Source organism: uncultured Methanobrevibacter sp., from assembly GCF_905235195.1.
GTDB lineage: Archaea > Methanobacteriota > Methanobacteria > Methanobacteriales > Methanobacteriaceae > Methanarmilla.
The window spans coordinates 1-17485 of the sequence record NZ_CAJOKH010000002.1 but is presented as its reverse complement, the minus strand read 5'-3'; the positions used below and the strand labels follow the sequence as shown (position 1 = coordinate 17485).

Sequence of the window (17485 nt, the reverse complement as noted above, 5' to 3'; positions counted from 1 at the left end):
ACCTATTCCACTTCATCATAATCAATGTAATCAAGATTTTCTGCTAGTTGTCTAGTTTGATCAGTCATACCAATCAATTCATCAGGAAGATTATTATCTTCAACACCATATTTAATAGCATCACTAACAGTTTTGTGTTTTCTAATGTATTCACTTCTACTTGTGTTAATATCATATCCAAATGGAAGTACTTCATCACAGATTTTTTCAACTTCTTTAATAGCAGATTCAGAAGTTAAATCTACAAAGATACGACCAACACGAATCTTAAGTTCTATTGGTTTACCTTTAACAGTAATTTCCCTTTTATCTTTATATTTTGGATCTAAATCAGGATCATCAGGGGGAAGTCTTGGTCCATGAATAACAGTCCTTCTAACATCATCTAAACTTTCAATACCGTTTAGTAATTTTTCAGTAGTATCTGCACTAATGATTCTATAAGGAAATATTTCAATGTCCATTTTTTTCTACCCCATACAATTAGATGTATTTTTTATTAAAAATAATTAGATATCTCCTTTTATGTCTGAAGCAGCTTCTGCGACATATTTAAGAGGTTCTCTGAATTCGTCAATTCTACTGTATACTTCTTTAATTAATCCAGATGTTGCTTCTGGAGAGAAGAGTTGAGTACCAGCATCTAAAGACATACCTGCAGCTACACAAGGAATTGTGAAACCTTTACTATGTCTTGTAACAATATGGTTTCCATTGAATAAACCAGGACCTCCTCCACCATAGATAGAGTGAGAGAAGAAACTGAATCCTACAGCTACACCTTCACCTCTACCGAAGTCAAGACCAGGTAAACCAGTAGCAAATTCAATTGAATCGTTGAAGTATAAAATAGTGGATGGAATACCTTGAGCAGCACGAGCAGCACCAACGTTTACCATAGTTGCAGCAACAGAACCAGCAGCTACGTAAGCGTTCCATTTAGCTAAATCGTCAGTTTGGTATACATTGAATCCATTTAAATCTTTTTCAACACCAATAATTCCATCAGCATTAGCTCTTCCAATAGTATCCATAATAATATCACCAACAGAAGAGTCAGTTGCATTATCTTGTACTAAGCTTAATACTAAGTTATCTGCATTCATTCCTTGGTAAGCTAAACCTAATAAGTGCATTCTTTCAAATGCTCCAATTGCATCTCCCATTTCAAACATTGCAGTTTGTTCTAAGATACTAGCTAAAGCAGTAGCTTGGAAAGAGTTTTTAAGGGTAGCTGCAACAATGTGGTTTGCAGTAATATTCCTGAATGAGTAACCAGGACCTTCTAATTTTTGAGGTACGTTTAACATAGTTGCAATGTTAGATCCACCATAATCTACAGATTGTGGGTATGTACCTAAAACAGCAGCTTTGACCATGTTAGCATCGTACATGTTAACATCCAAATTATTAATAATAGCTTGGATTAAAGCATTAGAAGTAGCTAAAGTTGCAACAGAATATTCTGCAGAAGCATCTATTCTTTTACTTGGGACTTGTACTAAAATCCTTTTACCATCAGAAATGAGTTCTACTTTAGTATCATCATCATCGGTAACTTTAATCATATCTTTTAAGGATGCTGCAATAGCATCAGCATTACCAGTAATATCAAGGTCCATTTCTCTTCCTAAGATTTTACTAGATTTACCACCGACAGCAGCATTTCTTAATGAGTTTTCTATACCTTCTAAGTTTACAGCAACAGTTCTTTTAATACCAGTTACAATTTTTTGAATAGCTGGGTTACGTACTGGACTTAGAGCTTCAATAGGTACATTGGAATCGACTAATGTACCCCTATCGTCGTATAAATCGACTTTATCATCAAACTTCGCCATTTTTTCCCTCCTAAATAAATAGAGTTACTAATATACCACTTAATCATAAACATAGCGTTTTTTATAGTTTATGTTAAGTAAGCTACAAAGCAAGTTTTTGCATAGCAAGCCATATGGTATACAAATTTTAATATCTTTAAGATATAATATAAATATTACCTTTTTTTATAAGTAGTAAAATTTATATGTAATAATCAAATAGATTTTTTTAGGAAAAATGGCTCTTAAAGTAATACTTTTTTAAATAAGTTAAAAAACTTAAATATTTATATAAAATAATTATTTCAGATAAAAATACTAATTTAGAACAAATATTAATTGAATAGTTAAAAATATAAATAAATAAAAATTAAACTAAAATTAAAAAGAAAATTAAAAAATTCTAAAATTAGAATTTAATTGAAAATTGGAAACTTATTACTTTTTCTAGTTAAAAATAATAAAAATAAAATCTAAATTTGAAAAACAAAATTTAAAAAAAAGTAAAAAATAATTAAATAAAAAACAATATAAAATATTAAATGTTTTAAAATTTTATAAAAAAAATAAACTAAATTTCAAGTTAACTCATAAAAAAGAAGATATTATGCAAATTTTAGCTGATGTAGGTGGAATACCTGGAAAAGACTGTAGAGGTTTTTGTAAATACTGCTACTTTAAAAAAGTAAGTGAAATAAAAGCATTAGGATGCAAATATTGTTCTCCTAAAACAATTGGTTGTGAAAAATGTTCCATAGGTATTCAAGATGCCCTATCAGAGTTTAAACCTGCTTTTTTAGTTATTAATGAGGTTCAATCTACATTAATGTTTAATCCAGTACGTGATAATAATCTCAAAGTAAACATTAGTGGAGGTGGAGATGTAAGTTGTTATCCTCAAATACAGGAACTTGCAGCTACTATTAATCAATTTCAAATACCTATGCATTTAGGTTATACTAGCGGAAAAGGTATTGATAGTGTTGAATGGGCAAGTGATTTAATTAAATATGGGGTTAATGAAGTAACATTTACACTATTTGCAGCTAACAGCAAACTTAGAAGAGAATGGATGGGAGATTCAAATCCTGAAGTATCACTTGAAACTGCAAAATTATTCTGCGAAAATACTGAGCTACATGCAGCAATGGTAATTATTCCTGGTGTAAATGACGGATATGAACTTAGAAATACTTGCGAGAAACTAGAAGAGTGGGGTGCACATGCAGGAATTTTAATGAGATTTGCAAATAGCACTGAAGGAGGTCTAGTCCTAGGTAATGGACCTATAGTAAAAGGTATTGATTCCCAATCAGTTGAAAGTTTTGAACAACTTGTAAAAGACATTAACTCTGAATTTCCAAAACTAAGAATTACTGGAACTCCCGTATGTGACCCTGAAACTGGAGCACCATTTGCAATATCTAAAGATAGAAATGAAATATACCTCCAATTTATTGCGAAAGTTACAGGTTATGCTACAATCATATCTTCAAAAATTGCAGGTCCAAAAATAGCTAAAATATTTGAAAAAATAGGTGCTGAAGACCATGTTAATGTGATTTCAACAGAAAAAGACATAGCATGTTTAATTACAAAAGATGACCTTGAAAATATTGATTTAAGAGAAGTTAAAGATACTGTTTTAATACCTGGCAGATCTTATATTCACCAATTAGATGCTGAGAGAATTTTTTCAAATGATGGAAATGAACGATTAGTTGCTCGTGGACCTGATACACTTAGTGTTGATGGAGAATTAAGTGGAAATTTAACTGAAGAAAATGTTATTGAAAGAGAATTAGAGGAATTTAATGATCTTGTAGATGCAATTAACTTTTATGGAATGGAAGCTCCACAATAAGAAAAAAATAAAAAAAGATAAATTGAAATTAAAATTTAAAATATTTAATTATAGATTTTCCAAATACAAATTTATGTACTGTTAGAAAAACTTAAGAAAAATAAAAAAAGAAGGGTATTAACTCTCATCAAAAGTTAATGAACTTTGAGAGAATAATTTCACAAGAGTATAATCATACATATGAGATTTTGAAACATCAGCAATTTCTTTAAGTTTATGTCCTGCAATCTCAACATTTTCAATGTCTTCATGATATGTATCATAATCAAGTTTAATTCTAACACCATCTAACTGACTTGTAACAGGAGTTGGAGTATAAGTTGTTTCAATAGCAGGAATTTGTGTCTCAATAGCATTTTTAACCATAATTGGAGGTACTAAAGGAGAATCTTGAGCCATATATTTTTTCTTTTTATTTAAAATATCTTCAGTTGTTTGAACTAATCTTTTAAGAGCTCTAATATTTTCTCCACGTTTAAGTCTTCGAGGAATTCTACCTAAACCCCCCACATAAGCATCTACACCAGGCAAATCTTCAACATCTAATTCAGGAGCCCCGGTTACTATGACAGGAATATCAATATCTTCATATAAAAATGATTTTTCAATAATACAATCTTTAAAACTTCCAAGAGCGAAAATTGCAACATCATGTTCTTCAATTAAATATTTTTCTTCCTGAGAAATACCGCTGGTTCCTTTACCATGACCTCTAGCCAAACCAACCATATTATCTTTTGCACCATATCTTCTAAGATATTCGGAAATATCACATGCTGCATGTGGAAGATGATGTCTTGCAAGAGTTGGAGAAACAATAGCTATCTCAGTTCCAGCCATAGGAGCAAATGTAATTTCACCTAATAATTCTTTTGACTTTTCTTTAATTTTTACAACATCATCAATAGGAACTGCCATATTTACTACAAGGTCCATTTGTATAATATTTTCTTGTATAATAAATCCACCTAAATCTTCAATTAATTCCCTCATTTCATTACTCTTATGAATTCCACCAGTATAAGTCAAAGTTTCATACATATTAAACATCTCCTATTAATATAAAAAATACTACAAGACTATATATTTAGATATTATTCTTATGATTAATAAATTATTTTAATTTATAAACAATTTAAGTATTATTAAAAAATAAATTTTAGATATTAATATTTAATAGAATTGAATATCTTAATTCTGCTTTTTCTATTGGATTTTTAGATATGTTATCATGAGTTGGAAGCTTTATAAGACTGTAATTATTGCTGCCTTCTACATCCATATAATCAGGGCATATTAAATAATCAAAATCTTTATCTGTAATTGTAAAATTCATATCTTCTACAATATCTTTTATAAATTTACTTAAAACAGATACTTTAATATTTTTATTTCGTTGCTTAATCTTTTGAACTTTTAAGGAATTATTAATCCACTCATAAGCAAATGTATAGTGTTTAAAATATTCGTTAATTTCATTATCAGTTAATTGCTTTGGAGAATATTTAGAAACTTTCTTAATACTTTCAAATATCTGATTAAATGTATTTATTTTTATTCTTAATGTATCCATATCCTGAACTTTACTTTCAGATAATAATATTGCAAAATCCCCATACTCTCTAGAAGGATGTTTAATTAAATTATAATCTCTAATTCCTGCAATATCAAGAATATCTTTACACATTGGAGTTGTAACAATTTTCATAATTTCGCCGAATAATATTTCTAATAATTTATTGAATTATTAAGATAAAAAATTTTATGTAATAAAAAAAATGAAAAAAACATTATAAATAGAATAACACATCTATATATAATTATATTAATTTCAGCTTTTTTAAAAAAAAAATTTTAGAAAATAATAAGCATTTTTTAAAAACAAAAATTATTCCAGTATATAACTTATATTTAAGAGGAATAAAAGTTTAATAATTAATAAAACTTAAGAAAAATTATTTTATATTAAATAAATTATTAAAAAGATATGTAAAATAAAAAATCAATAAAGTATTACAATTAAAAAATCATAACAAATAATAATATGAATTAAAAAAATTATTAAATGAAAAAACTAATGTGGTATAATGGAAGTAAGTTTAAGTTTTGAAGTAAGCTCATCTAAAGATTTATCAATTATGGTTGACCAGTTAAGAGCAAGTACAACAATTACAGTAGCATTAGAAAAATTTAAAAAAGTAATTCCTACATTTACTCCGGAACAAGCAATTGAAATGAGTAAAAAACATAATGGTGTTCTAGCAGGTGAACGTAATGGAATGAAAATTGAAGATTTTGAAATAGGAAACTCTCCGGTAGATATTAATAATTACACAACTAAAAAGAAAGTATTAATTTTAACAACAAGTAATGGTACAAGAATATTAAAAGACATGACTGCTAAAACCATATTAATTGGAGGATTAATTAATGCTAAAGCAGTTGCTGAAGCTGCAGTTGAAAAAGCAACTAGCCATATTGATTTAGTAATGGCCGGCTGGAAGGGTAATTTTACAATAGAAGATTATCTTGCATGTGGAGAAATATTATACCAAATAAACAGAATAAAACAGAGGAAAAATTTAAATATTGAATTTAGCGAATATTCCCAAAGTGCAATACTTGCAAGTCGAGATGAATTTGCCCTTATAGAACATATATTAAATAGCGGATCTGCAAACCGTTTAGAAAAACTAGGTCTAAGTAGAGATACTGATTTTTGTCTTAAAAAGAACATTTCAAATAATGTAGGAATATATAATCAAGATGTAATAAAACCTTACATTCCAAAACAATGAAATAAATAAAAAAAACTTTCGAATTGATGTTTTAAATAATATATCTCAATTAAATTATCCTTGTATATTGAGTAAAATTAAATTAAAACAAAGAGTTAAATATTTATAAATATTTAAATTATATTTTAATATTGAATTTATATAATTTTAAAAAATAATATTTTTAATATTTTATATATTATTTTATAACTTAATAATTCAAAGATGTGTTATTTTGATTAAAGAAAATCTAACTATTATAGGAACAGCACACGTATCAAGTGAAAGTGTTGAAGAGGTTAAGGACACCATATACGAAATTCAACCCGATGTAGTAGGCATTGAATTAGATTTGGGAAGATATCATAAGCTTAAAAATGAAATGAATGGTATTGAAACAGATGACACTATCCCTATGAGCAAGATTATAAAAGAAAATAAGGTAGGAGTATTTTTTGCAAGTACTATTCTTGGTTACATTCAAAACAAAATTGGAAAGGATGTTGATGTAAAACCAGGTTCAGAAATGATAGGAGCAATTAAAGCTGCTGAGGATTTAGACATTAAAATTGCACTACTTGATAGAGACATTAATATTACCCTACAGCGAACTTTAAATCAGATGAGCATATGGGAAAAACTTAAATTTGTATTCGGTACCCTTAAAGCATTAATCATGGGTGATGATGAAGAAATTGATATTGAAGATTTAAAACAAGAAGATACTATTGAGGAAGTAATGAAATACTTTAAAGAGGAGTCTCCTGGAGCTTATGAAGTTTTAGTTCATGAAAGAGATGCCTATCTTGCACAAAGCATATTGAATATTAGAGAAGATACTGTTGTTGCTGTTGTTGGAGCAGGTCACAAAGAAGGTATTGAGAAATATTTAGATAATCCTCAAACAATCCCAAGCCGTAAAGAACTAACAGATCTCTCCTCAAAAGGTAAAATTCCATGGCTTAAAATAATACTTGGTTCAATACCTGTAATCTTTATCTTGATATTTTTTCTGGCATTTATTAATGGGATAAACATTACTAACGAACTTTTACTTTATTTTATAGTTTATTTTATTATGGGCTTTTTAGGTTCTATTTGTTCTGGATCTAAAATTGTATCCGGGATTGTTGGAGGTATTGCTGCCCCATTTACTGTAATGCACCCTATACTTGCTGCAGGTATGTTCTCAGCACTTGTAGAATTACATTATAAGCCTGTTAGAAAAAGAGACATACATAAACTTGGAGAAATAGAAAGTTTTAAAGATTTATGGCATAATAACATATTTAGAGTACTTCTTGTATTTATTGGAACAGATATAGGTGTAAGTATCGCAACATTTTTCATTTTACCTGCAAATGTATTTATTCCATTATTTGGAAAAGTATTTGGTTTTTGATTATAAACCTTAAAAATTTTATTATTTTTTTAAAAAGTATCATTTAATTTAACATCTATTTATAAAATATTAACTTATACTTAATATATTTTCAAAATCATTGAAAATAAAAATTTTATTTTAATTATAAATTAAATTATGAAATTATTATAAAAAAAATTGTTAAAAAGTAAGAAATATTTTATAATAAGAATTACAAAGGTATAAATTAATATTTTATTGATTAATTTTATAAATTAAAAATCTAATAAATAAAGCCTTTAAAAGGTGAATATAAAAAATGTATCTAATTTTTCGTTGCGATTGTGGAAGAGTATTATATGCAAAAGAAGGGCGGAAAACAAGAAAATGTGTATGTGGAAGGGTTCTAGAAGTGAAAAAAAGAAGAATCTTTCAAAAAGTTCAAACAAGAGAAGATGCATCTACAGCTGTACAGAGTATGCAAGAAGAAATTCACGGTTTTGAAGGTTTTAAAAAAGCAAGTGACTTAAAATAATAAAAAACTACCTAATAAAAAAAGATCTTGCAAAAAATTACTATTTGACTAAGGTATTTAAATGATTTTACAAATTATTGAAGTTATTATTATAATAATATTGATAGGTATTACCGGCTTTTTAACAATGGCCGAACTGGCAATTATATCGTCTAGAAAACATAAACTTCTTAAATTAGAACAAGAAGGATACAAAGGAGCAAGAATCTCAATTGAATTACTTGAGGATTCTACTGACTTTTTATCAGCTGTTCAAATTGGTATTACAGTAAGTAACATTATTATCGGAGTATTTGGAGGTGCTACATTAGCAGGACCATTATCTGCTTATTTAGCGCCTTATATTCCATACTCTTATACAATTAGCCATATTTTAATAATCATACTATCAACCTACTTTACACTTATTGTAGGTGAAATTGCACCAAAACAAATTGCAATTAATAACCCTGAAAAGATTGCTGTAAAATTTGCAAAGGAAATGCAAATATTATCTAAAGTATCTGCACCAATTGTAAAAATATTAAGTGATTCAACTAAAATCCTTCTTAAACTAATAGGGCAAGATAAAATTAAAAAACACGAAATTACAGAAGAAGAGATTAATCTTTTAATTGAAGAGGGTATTGAAGAAGGAAATATTGAAGAAGATGAAAAAGCAATTATTGAAAGAGTTTTCAGACTTGATGCACAGAAAGTAGATATGATTATGACCCCAAGAAACGAGATTGTATGGTTAAACTTAGAAGATAGTGATGAGGAAAATAAAGTAAAAATCATTGAAAGTAAACGTTCAATATTCCCTGTAGCATCTGGAGAATTAGATGATTTTATTGGTGTTGTGCAAGCAAAAGACATATTAAGTTCTCTATTTAATAATAAAGCATTAGATTTAGAAAAAGAAATTAAAACACCTCTCGTTGTACCAGATAATCTTTTATCCATGGAACTTTTAAACACATTTAAAGAAAATGAACACTATGTTCATATGGTACTCGTTGTAGACGAATTTGGTACCGTTTTAGGATTAATTACATTAAACGATTTACTTGAAGGAATTGTTGGAGATATTCCTGGAATTGATGAAATGGATGATCCAAAAACAACTCAGTTAAAAGATGGTTCCTGGTTAATGGATGGTAGAATTACAATTGATGTCTTTAAAGATACATTTGGTATTGATGAACAATTACCTAACGAAGATGAAGATAATTTCTCAACAATTGCAGGTTTCATATTAGGATATCTTGAAAAAATACCTACTCAGGGAGAATCATTCCAATGGGACAAATATCATTTTGAAATCCTAGGTATGGATGGAAATCAAATTGATAAAATACTTATAAAAATAGTAGATCCTAAAGAGAAGAAATAAAGATTAAATTTTATTTATAATGTTAATTGGTATTTTTTGAGTAATGAAACTAAATATTCTTATGTTTAATTGAGGAATAATAATGAGAAATGAAAATGAATGGGGAAGTAACTTAGCATTTGTTTTAGCAATGATAGGATCTGCTGTGGGGTTAGGTAATATTTGGAGATATCCTTATGTACTTTATTCCAATGGTGGTGGAGCATTTTATATTCCTTATATAATAGCGATTTTAGTTTTAGCAATTCCTTTTACAATTTTAGAATATGGTGTTGGTTATAATTATAAATCTTCTTTTACTAAAGCAATTATCAAAATCAATCCTAAATTAGAGTATTATGGTTGGATTTTACCCGTTGTTGTATTTATTATGACAATTTACTATTCTGCAATAATCGGTTGGGATGGAATCTACTTCTTTTTAAGTTTTTTAAAAGGATGGGGATCAAACCCTAATGCATTTTTAACTCATAATGTATTACACTATACCGATTCACTAGGAGGCATTTTTCATTTTATCCCCTTTGTTGCCATTTCAATGCTCGTAGTATGGTTTATTATATGGTTAGTTTCCCATAAAAACTTAGATGAGGGTTTAGGGAAAATTAGTAAAATATTTGTTCCAATCTTATTTATTACAATGATTATTATTGTTGTATATTCTTTAACCTTACCTGGTGCAAATATTGGTTTAAACGAACTGTTTAAACCTGATTTATCACTTTTATGGGATTTTAATATATGGAGTGCAGCATTTGGACAAATATTTTTCTCCCTAAGTTTAGGTATGGGTGCAGGATTTACCTATGCAAGTTATACTAAAAAAGATACAGATTTAATTACAAGCGGTTTATATGTTATTATAGCAAATAGTCTATTTGAAAATTTTGTAGCCTTAGGCGTTTTTTCAATTTTAGGACATATGTCACTTCAATCAGGTACCCCTGTTTCAAATATTGTATCTGAAGGCGTAACTCTAATTTTTGTCATATATCCCCAAGTATTTAACACTTTAGGAGTAATTTCTTTAATATTAGCCCCTCTATTCTTCTTTACAGTTTATGTTGCAGGTATTACTAGTATGTTATCATCTTTTGAAGTACTTTCAATTTCTATTCAAAATAAATTTAATATGACAAGGAAAAAAGCAACAAGTATTTTAGTTATTGTTGGCGGCTTATCTTCAATGATTTATGCTACTTCTTGTGGAGAATATATACTTACTATTACTGATACATTTGTCAATAATTTTGTAGTTATATTATCTGTAACCATAGAATGTATTCTTTTTGCATGGGTATTTAAAGCAGAAAGATTAATAAATTTTTTAAATAGTAAAAGTCAATCATTAAAACTTGGTAAATGGTGGTTAATAGTTATCAAATATGTTATTCCAATTTTATTATGTGTTATTTGGATTGGAGGAATAAATAAACTTTTAAACACTGCAACTAATGAATATTTAGTTGTATTTATAATATTACTCTCAATATTATTAATTTGTTCATTTATACTTACAGTACTTAAACCTAAATCTCAAAATTGGTTTAAAACTGAAGAGAGAATTAAATGATTTATTTATTAAATTTAATTAATAAATTAAGATATTAACTATTTCTTATCTTTGATATTTTTAGAACCTTTATTTTTATTTTTTTTATTTTTAGATAAGATTTCATCCTTATTTTTATAAAATTCATATCCTGCATAAATAAGGATTATAACTAAAATAGGATCAATTATTATATCATAACTATGGATATTATAAACATCTTTTATAACTACAACTGCAAACAAAATAGCTAATATTACAAGTAAAACTACATATTTTCTTTTACTTTTATCTATCACCATATAATCACCAAATAAAATTAAATTATACTATAAATTACTTTTAAAAATTCTCACATTTAATATATAAATCATTTATCAATATCTTCCAATAATTTAAGTATTTCACATGCCTTACATACATCTGTTGAGCTTGGTTCTTTACAATATCTACATTCATATAGAACCGGAGGTTTTGTTTCAACATTTAAAGATTTAACAAATGAATTTAAAATATTAACCTTTGTTTGAGGATGTTTATCTTCAGCTTCATTTAAAAATCCTTTAATTTTACTTCTAAGGGATAAATAAGAATATGGACATTCCTCAAGATGAACATCAATATCATTCATTAATACCCACATACCCACTTCTTTTTCAGGAGTATTCCATAAGGGTTTAATACGTGGAACTAATTTTGGATGAATACGGCTAAGTTCAGGTCCAAATTTAGAAAATTTAAGAGTATCTGCCCTTGCAAAACTCATAAGGAAAGATTGGATTTCATCATCAAGATTATGGCCTGTTGCAATTTTATCGCAATTAAGCTCATGAGATGTTTTATTTAAAATATATCTTCTAAAAACACCACAGACAATACAAGCACTTTTAAATTCCTGATAAATATCATCCAAATTATAATTAAATGTATTGAAAAAAGAAGTTTCAACTAATTCTACATCTAATAATTTACAATTATTAACTGCTGCATCTAAACCTGAAGACCTATATCCTTTAATTCCTTCATCTACAGAAATAGCAATTAATTCAAAATCAATATCTGATTGATCTTGATATTTACTTAATGCATGTAATGTTAAAACACTATCCTTACCACCGGAAAGTGCTACTGCAATCTTATCATTATCTTTAATCAATTTATATTCATTAATCAGATTATTGATTCTTGTAAATATTTTTTGATTAAACTCCTCTTTATCAATCTTTACCATAATATGAACTTAATTTTTTAAATTTATAAAATTAATCATTGAAATTTAAAATTAAAATTTAAAATTAGTTTATGAAATGATAAAAATATAATAAAATAAAATGTTTTTTTTTCATTTTATGATTTTAAATTTAAAATAAAAAAAAGAATAAATAAGTGAAAAATAAAAAAAGAGAAAATTATAATAAAATTGATTGAATAGAAAGTTATTAAACTAATTTTAAAGATACATCCTTAACTACAGAGATAATAGTGTCTAACTCCTCTTTTGTTAAACTTGGATGAATTGGAAGTGAAATTACCTGACTTACCACCTTATCTGTAACAGGACATGATTGATTATATCCTATTTCCTTATAATATTCTTGATTATACAACGGAATAGGATAATATACTCCGCAACCAATACCCTTTTCATCTAAATATTCAATCCACTTATCCCTATCACCTTTAACCTTAATTGTGTATTGATGATATACATGTTTATTTTCGTCTTTTACAACAGGAGGAATTACTCCTTCAATATCTTTTAAACCATTAGTCAAATATTCTGCATTTTTAATTCTTTTATCATTAAATGAGTCAATTTTTTTAAGTTGTGCAAGACCAATTGCTGCTGCAATATCAGTTAATCGGAAGTTATACCCTAAGTAATTATGATGATATTTAACAGAAGAACCATGTGCCCTAAATATTTTTGATTTTTCAGCAATATCTTTATTATTAGTTGTAATCATTCCTCCTTCACTGGTAGTCATGTTTTTAGTAGGGTAAAAACTGAAACAAGCAACATCTCCAAGAGTACCTACTTTTTTACCCTTATACTCTGCACCGTGAGCTTGAGCAGCATCTTCTATTACAAATAAATTATGTTTTTTTGCAATTTTCACAATAGAATCCATTTCTGCAGATTGACCATATAATTGAACTACAAGAATAGCTTTAGTTTTATCAGTTATAGCATCTTCAATTTTTGAAGGATCAATTAAAAATGTATCTTCATAAATATCAACAAATACCGGTTTAGCACCAGTGTATAATATAGAATTAGAACTTGCTACAAAAGTAAAACCAACAGTAATTACTTCATCTCCTTTTCCAATTCCACAAGCTAACAATGCAGTGTGTAATGCAGTTGTTCCAGAACTAGTTGCAATTGCATAATCTGAACCTATCCATTTAGCAAATTCATCTTCAAATTCACTTACTTTAGGTCCTTGCGCAATCATGCCAGATTTTAATACTTCAACTACATTATCAATTTCTTCTTGTCCAATTATAGGTTTAGCTATATTAATTCTATCTGCCATAAACTCACCTAATAAAATAATAAATAATTAGTTTAAATAAAGTTTTCATTAATAATTTCATTAATAAATTATTATATTATAATTTATATTAAAAATATATAAAATAAATTGTTAAGTATTTAAAAATTTTTAATTAAATGAAAATAAAAAAATATTAAAAAAAAAATTAAAAGATTAAAATTCGAAAAAAATAATATTAAAATTAATAAAATATAAAAAAAATTATATTATAAATCAACTGTGATACAATGGATGAAGAGAAGAATACTAAAATCAAATCAATAAATGAAGGTTTATGTAAGATTCAATTTCCAGAATATGAAAAAGTATCATCCGAAGCCCCCGTATTCTATAATCCAAAGATGGAATTAAATAGAGACATATCTATTCTTGCAATACAGGCCTTTGAGAAAAAATTAAATAGTGAAGTAAATATTGGAGATGTATTTGGAGGAAGTGGCATACGTGGAATCCGATATAAAAAAGAAATTGACAATGTTGGATTAGTTGCTGTAAATGATATTAGTCCACTTGCAGGGAAATTTACTCATGAAAATGCAATCAATAACAATATAAGTATAGAAGAGGAAAATTTTGAAATACATCAACATGAAGCAAATAATTTCCTTAGAAAAAATCGTGGACGCTTTGATGTAGTTGATATTGATCCTTTTGGAACACCTAGTTTTTTTATTGATTCTGTTGCAGCATCTATTAAAAGAAATAGTCTTTTATGTGTTACAGCAACTGATACATCAGCATTATGTGGTACATATAAAGCACCATGTATTAGAAAATATAATGCTAAACCCTATAAAAGTGAATACTGCCATGAAAATGGAATTAGAATACTTGCAGGATTTGTGGCTTTAACATTTGCAAAATATCAAAAATATGTGGAAATTAAATTATCCCACAGTACTGAACATTATATGAGAATCTATATGATTGTTAAAAAAGGTTCAAAAGCAACAGATGAAAGTCTTAAAAATATAGGATACATTTCCCATTGTAAAAATTGCTTATATAGAGAAAGTACTTATGGACTTGCAGGCAGTTTAAACAATACCTGCCCAATATGTGGCCAAAAGCTTATACATGCAGGACCATTATGGCTGGGTAAAATTCAAAATAGAGAGTTTATAGATCAAATGCTTAAATTAATTCCAGAAAAACAACTAAATAAATTTACTGAAATCGAAAAATTACTTGAAAAATGCAAAAATGAAGCCGAGGCAATGGCAAGTTCATATGATATTCATGAAATTTCAAGAACCTTAAAAATTAGTGCACCTAAAATAGATAAAGTTATGGAAGATCTTGAATCTCTTGGTTATTATGCTTTAAGAACTCATTTTAGTCCAACTAGTATTAAAACAGATGCACCACTTGAAAAGATTCGTGACAGCGTAGATAAATTAAGTGTTGGAAAATAAATACTTAAAACTATATTTGGTTTTTTTATTAATAAATGAATTTATAGTAAACCTATTTGATTTTGGTAAAAATTTTATATAAAGATTAATTTTTTTCTATATTTACATCAATTTTGAAAAAAAAAGAAATCTTAAGTTTTATTCTTTTTATTTTTCATTATTTAACTTAAATTCAATAAAAATAAGGATTTCTACAAGGTCTAATCAATTTTATTGACTTTGTTGAAATCATATTTGATTTTGGTCTAAAATTTTTATATAATGATCAATTTTTTTTATTTTTACATTAATTTTTGAAAAAAATATTAAATTTAATTATTTTTATTTCATATTGTTTAAATCAAATTCAATAAAATGAATATTTCTACAAAAATACTCTTTTATTTAATCCATATTCACAGATAATAAAATATTATATCAAAATGGTATCATTTATAATGAAAAATGAAGAATATCATATTTTACATAAATTATTTAATATATTAACGATATAATGTATTTTAACAAATTAGTATTATATAAGAATATTAATTTGGGGGAATTTTACATATGAAGAATAAAAAATATATTTTATTAGTATTATTGTTTCTTGTTTGTATATTAAGTATTTCTGCAATTAGTGCAGCAGATAATACTACCAAACAAGATGTAATTAGTGCTGATAATAATAAATAGAGTAATGTAGAAACATTTAATCAATATGATGATGTTTCAAATAGTAAAGAGAATGTTGAACTTAAAGAAGAAGAAAATAATAATGATAAATTGAGTGGATCTAAAACAGATAAAACAACAGCGGATAATGTAGAGTTAAGTTTCAAAGACTTAAATACAACAATTAATGGCAATACTAATTCTACAATTTACTTATCTAACAATTATAAATATAATAGTGCTTCAGACACTGATTTTACAGACGGAATTGTAATTGAAAGAGATTTAACAATTTTTGGGAATGGAGTAACAATTGATGGAAACAAAATGGCAAGAATATTCAATGTTGCTGGTTCTGATGTTAATGTTGAATTTCATAATATAACCTTCATAAATGGTAACTCAAGTCAGAATGGTGGAGCAATATATAGGGGAAATGCATACAACTGTACATTCATAGGCAACATCGCAGAAGACTATGGTGGAGCAATATATAGTGGAAATGCATACAACTGCACATTCACCAAAAACAAAGGATATGATGGTGGAGCAATATATAGTGGAAATGCAACTAATTGTACATTCACCGAAAACACAGCACCAAGTGGTGGCGGAGCAATATCTAAGGGAAATGCATACAACTGCACATTCATTAAAAACAGTGCAACTAATACCATTTCTAGTGGTGGAGCAATATACCGTGGAAATGCATACAACTGTACATTCATAGGCAACACCGCAGGCTGTAATGGTGGAGCAAAACAATTTGGAGATGCATACAACTGTATCTTCATTAACAACAGTGTAACTGGTACAAGCGCACAATATGGTGGAGCAATATATGTTGGAAATGCATACAACTGTACCTTCAACAATAACAATGCTACCCACGGTCAAGCAATGTATCAAGGATCTGCTATTTTATGCATATTTAATGGAGATACAACTGAAAATACAATAATTATTCCTGCGACAATAAATGTAATAAATTACACTTCACCTTCCGGTGAAAGATTGAAATTCAACTTAACAGCAAATGGTACATTATATGATGGATTTAATACTACTATTAAAATATATAAAGATGGTTCATTAGTCAAAACTGTTTATGCTTTAACAGGTGAAGGATGGATTGTAGATTTAGAGCTTGGTACATATACAGCTGTTTTAAGCCTTACAGATTATCCGAATGAAAACTCAACAAATGCAACTATCACTGTTGGAAGAGGCAATACATATATTGTTATTAATCCTATTGATGCAAAAATAGGACAAGAATTAATAATTAATTATACTACTAACAGTAATGGAACAGTAACAATCAAAATAAACGGTACACCAATAACTGATGCTAAATTTACACCACCTGCATTAGGCACATATAATTTAACAATAGAAATAGCAGAAAACGATTACTACACAGCAGGATATAATGAAACTACTTTTACAGCAGAAAAAACCAATACAACAGTTGTAATAAACCCTATAGCAGATGTTCATGTAGGAGATGAAGTTCTTATTAATTATACCATTAATAGTAATGGAACAGTAACAATTAAAGTAAATGGT

The 17485-nt window shown here is 27.4% G+C and carries 15 protein-coding genes and 1 pseudogene; 9 read left to right on the top strand and 7 right to left on the bottom strand.

From position 1 onward, the window contains the following. Positions 1 to 2: 2 nt before the first annotated feature. On the bottom strand, positions 3 to 464 hold the full coding sequence (mcrD, locus tag QZ146_RS00275) for a methyl-coenzyme M reductase operon protein D (RefSeq protein WP_295721311.1): 462 nt from the start codon (positions 462 to 464) through the stop codon (positions 3 to 5). A gap of 45 nt (positions 465 to 509) precedes the next feature. Next, complete coding sequence (mcrB, locus tag QZ146_RS00270; protein ID WP_295721309.1) at positions 510 to 1841, bottom strand: coenzyme-B sulfoethylthiotransferase subunit beta; 1332 nt, start codon at positions 1839 to 1841, stop codon at positions 510 to 512. Positions 1842 to 2427: 586 nt separating this feature from the next. Here mcrB and mmp10 point away from each other — a divergent pair. Continuing rightward, the gene (gene mmp10 / locus QZ146_RS00265) at positions 2428 to 3684 is read left to right on the top strand and encodes a methyl coenzyme M reductase-arginine methyltransferase Mmp10 (RefSeq protein ID WP_295721307.1); all 1257 of its coding nucleotides are present in this window, start codon (positions 2428 to 2430) and stop codon (positions 3682 to 3684) included. A 117-nt stretch (positions 3685 to 3801) separates the two neighbouring features. Here mmp10 and QZ146_RS00260 read toward each other — a convergent pair whose 3' ends face one another. Together QZ146_RS00260 and QZ146_RS00255 are read right to left on the bottom strand one after the other, a co-directional pair. Further along, a complete protein-coding gene (locus tag QZ146_RS00260; protein ID WP_295721305.1) occupies positions 3802 to 4725 on the bottom strand; it encodes a methanogenesis marker 7 protein in 924 nt (307 codons plus the stop codon). 118 nt (positions 4726 to 4843) lie between these two features. Continuing rightward, positions 4844 to 5392, bottom strand: a complete 549-nt coding sequence (locus QZ146_RS00255) for a hypothetical protein (RefSeq protein WP_295721304.1) — start codon at positions 5390 to 5392, stop codon at positions 4844 to 4846. Positions 5393 to 5771: 379 nt separating this feature from the next. Between QZ146_RS00255 and comB the strand changes: the two genes are divergently transcribed. The 5 genes from comB to QZ146_RS00230 all read left to right on the top strand — a co-directional run bounded on the left by comB (position 5772) and on the right by QZ146_RS00230 (position 11307). After that, positions 5772 to 6482 carry a 2-phosphosulfolactate phosphatase gene (comB, locus tag QZ146_RS00250; RefSeq protein WP_295721301.1) on the top strand — a complete coding sequence of 237 codons (711 nt, stop codon included), beginning with the start codon at positions 5772 to 5774 and terminating at the stop codon, positions 6480 to 6482. Positions 6483 to 6696: 214 nt separating this feature from the next. Next, positions 6697 to 7863 carry a TraB/GumN family protein gene (locus QZ146_RS00245; RefSeq protein WP_295721299.1) on the top strand — a complete coding sequence of 389 codons (1167 nt, stop codon included), beginning with the start codon at positions 6697 to 6699 and terminating at the stop codon, positions 7861 to 7863. 280 nt (positions 7864 to 8143) lie between these two features. Next, positions 8144 to 8359 carry a DUF1922 domain-containing protein gene (locus QZ146_RS00240; RefSeq protein ID WP_295721297.1) on the top strand — a complete coding sequence of 72 codons (216 nt, stop codon included), beginning with the start codon at positions 8144 to 8146 and terminating at the stop codon, positions 8357 to 8359. 61 nt (positions 8360 to 8420) lie between these two features. Continuing rightward, entirely contained in the window at positions 8421 to 9734 is a 1314-nt protein-coding gene (locus QZ146_RS00235; RefSeq protein WP_295721295.1) for a hemolysin family protein, read from the top strand. Positions 9735 to 9816: 82 nt separating this feature from the next. After that, positions 9817 to 11307, top strand: coding sequence for a sodium-dependent transporter (locus tag QZ146_RS00230; RefSeq protein WP_295721293.1), 1491 nt, complete (start codon positions 9817 to 9819; stop codon positions 11305 to 11307). A 38-nt stretch (positions 11308 to 11345) separates the two neighbouring features. Here the strand turns inward: QZ146_RS00230 and QZ146_RS00225 are convergent, their stop codons facing one another. The 3 genes from QZ146_RS00225 to QZ146_RS00215 all read right to left on the bottom strand — a co-directional run bounded on the left by QZ146_RS00225 (position 11346) and on the right by QZ146_RS00215 (position 13826). Next, positions 11346 to 11588, bottom strand: a complete 243-nt coding sequence (locus tag QZ146_RS00225) for a hypothetical protein (RefSeq protein WP_295721291.1) — start codon at positions 11586 to 11588, stop codon at positions 11346 to 11348. 68 nt (positions 11589 to 11656) lie between these two features. Next, positions 11657 to 12517, bottom strand: a complete 861-nt coding sequence (locus QZ146_RS00220; RefSeq protein WP_295721289.1) for a TIGR00269 family protein — start codon at positions 12515 to 12517, stop codon at positions 11657 to 11659. Between the two features lie 208 nt (positions 12518 to 12725). Then, positions 12726 to 13826: a DegT/DnrJ/EryC1/StrS aminotransferase family protein gene (locus QZ146_RS00215; RefSeq protein ID WP_295721287.1), complete on the bottom strand. Its 1101-nt coding sequence runs from the start codon at positions 13824 to 13826 to the stop codon at positions 12726 to 12728. Between the two features lie 248 nt (positions 13827 to 14074). On the opposite strand from QZ146_RS00215, the gene QZ146_RS00210 reads away from it, so the two are divergent. From QZ146_RS00210 to QZ146_RS00200, 3 genes and pseudogenes are all read left to right on the top strand, one after another. Beyond that, on the top strand, positions 14075 to 15262 hold the full coding sequence (locus QZ146_RS00210; protein ID WP_295721285.1) for a tRNA (guanine(10)-N(2))-dimethyltransferase: 1188 nt from the start codon (positions 14075 to 14077) through the stop codon (positions 15260 to 15262). Positions 15263 to 15811: 549 nt separating this feature from the next. Beyond that, positions 15812 to 15937 (top strand): hypothetical protein, encoded by a 126-nt coding sequence (locus QZ146_RS00205; RefSeq protein ID WP_295721283.1) that lies wholly within the window; start codon positions 15812 to 15814, stop codon positions 15935 to 15937. A gap of 90 nt (positions 15938 to 16027) precedes the next feature. Continuing rightward, a pseudogene (locus QZ146_RS00200) lies at positions 16028 to 17485 on the top strand (hypothetical protein); the annotation flags it as partial.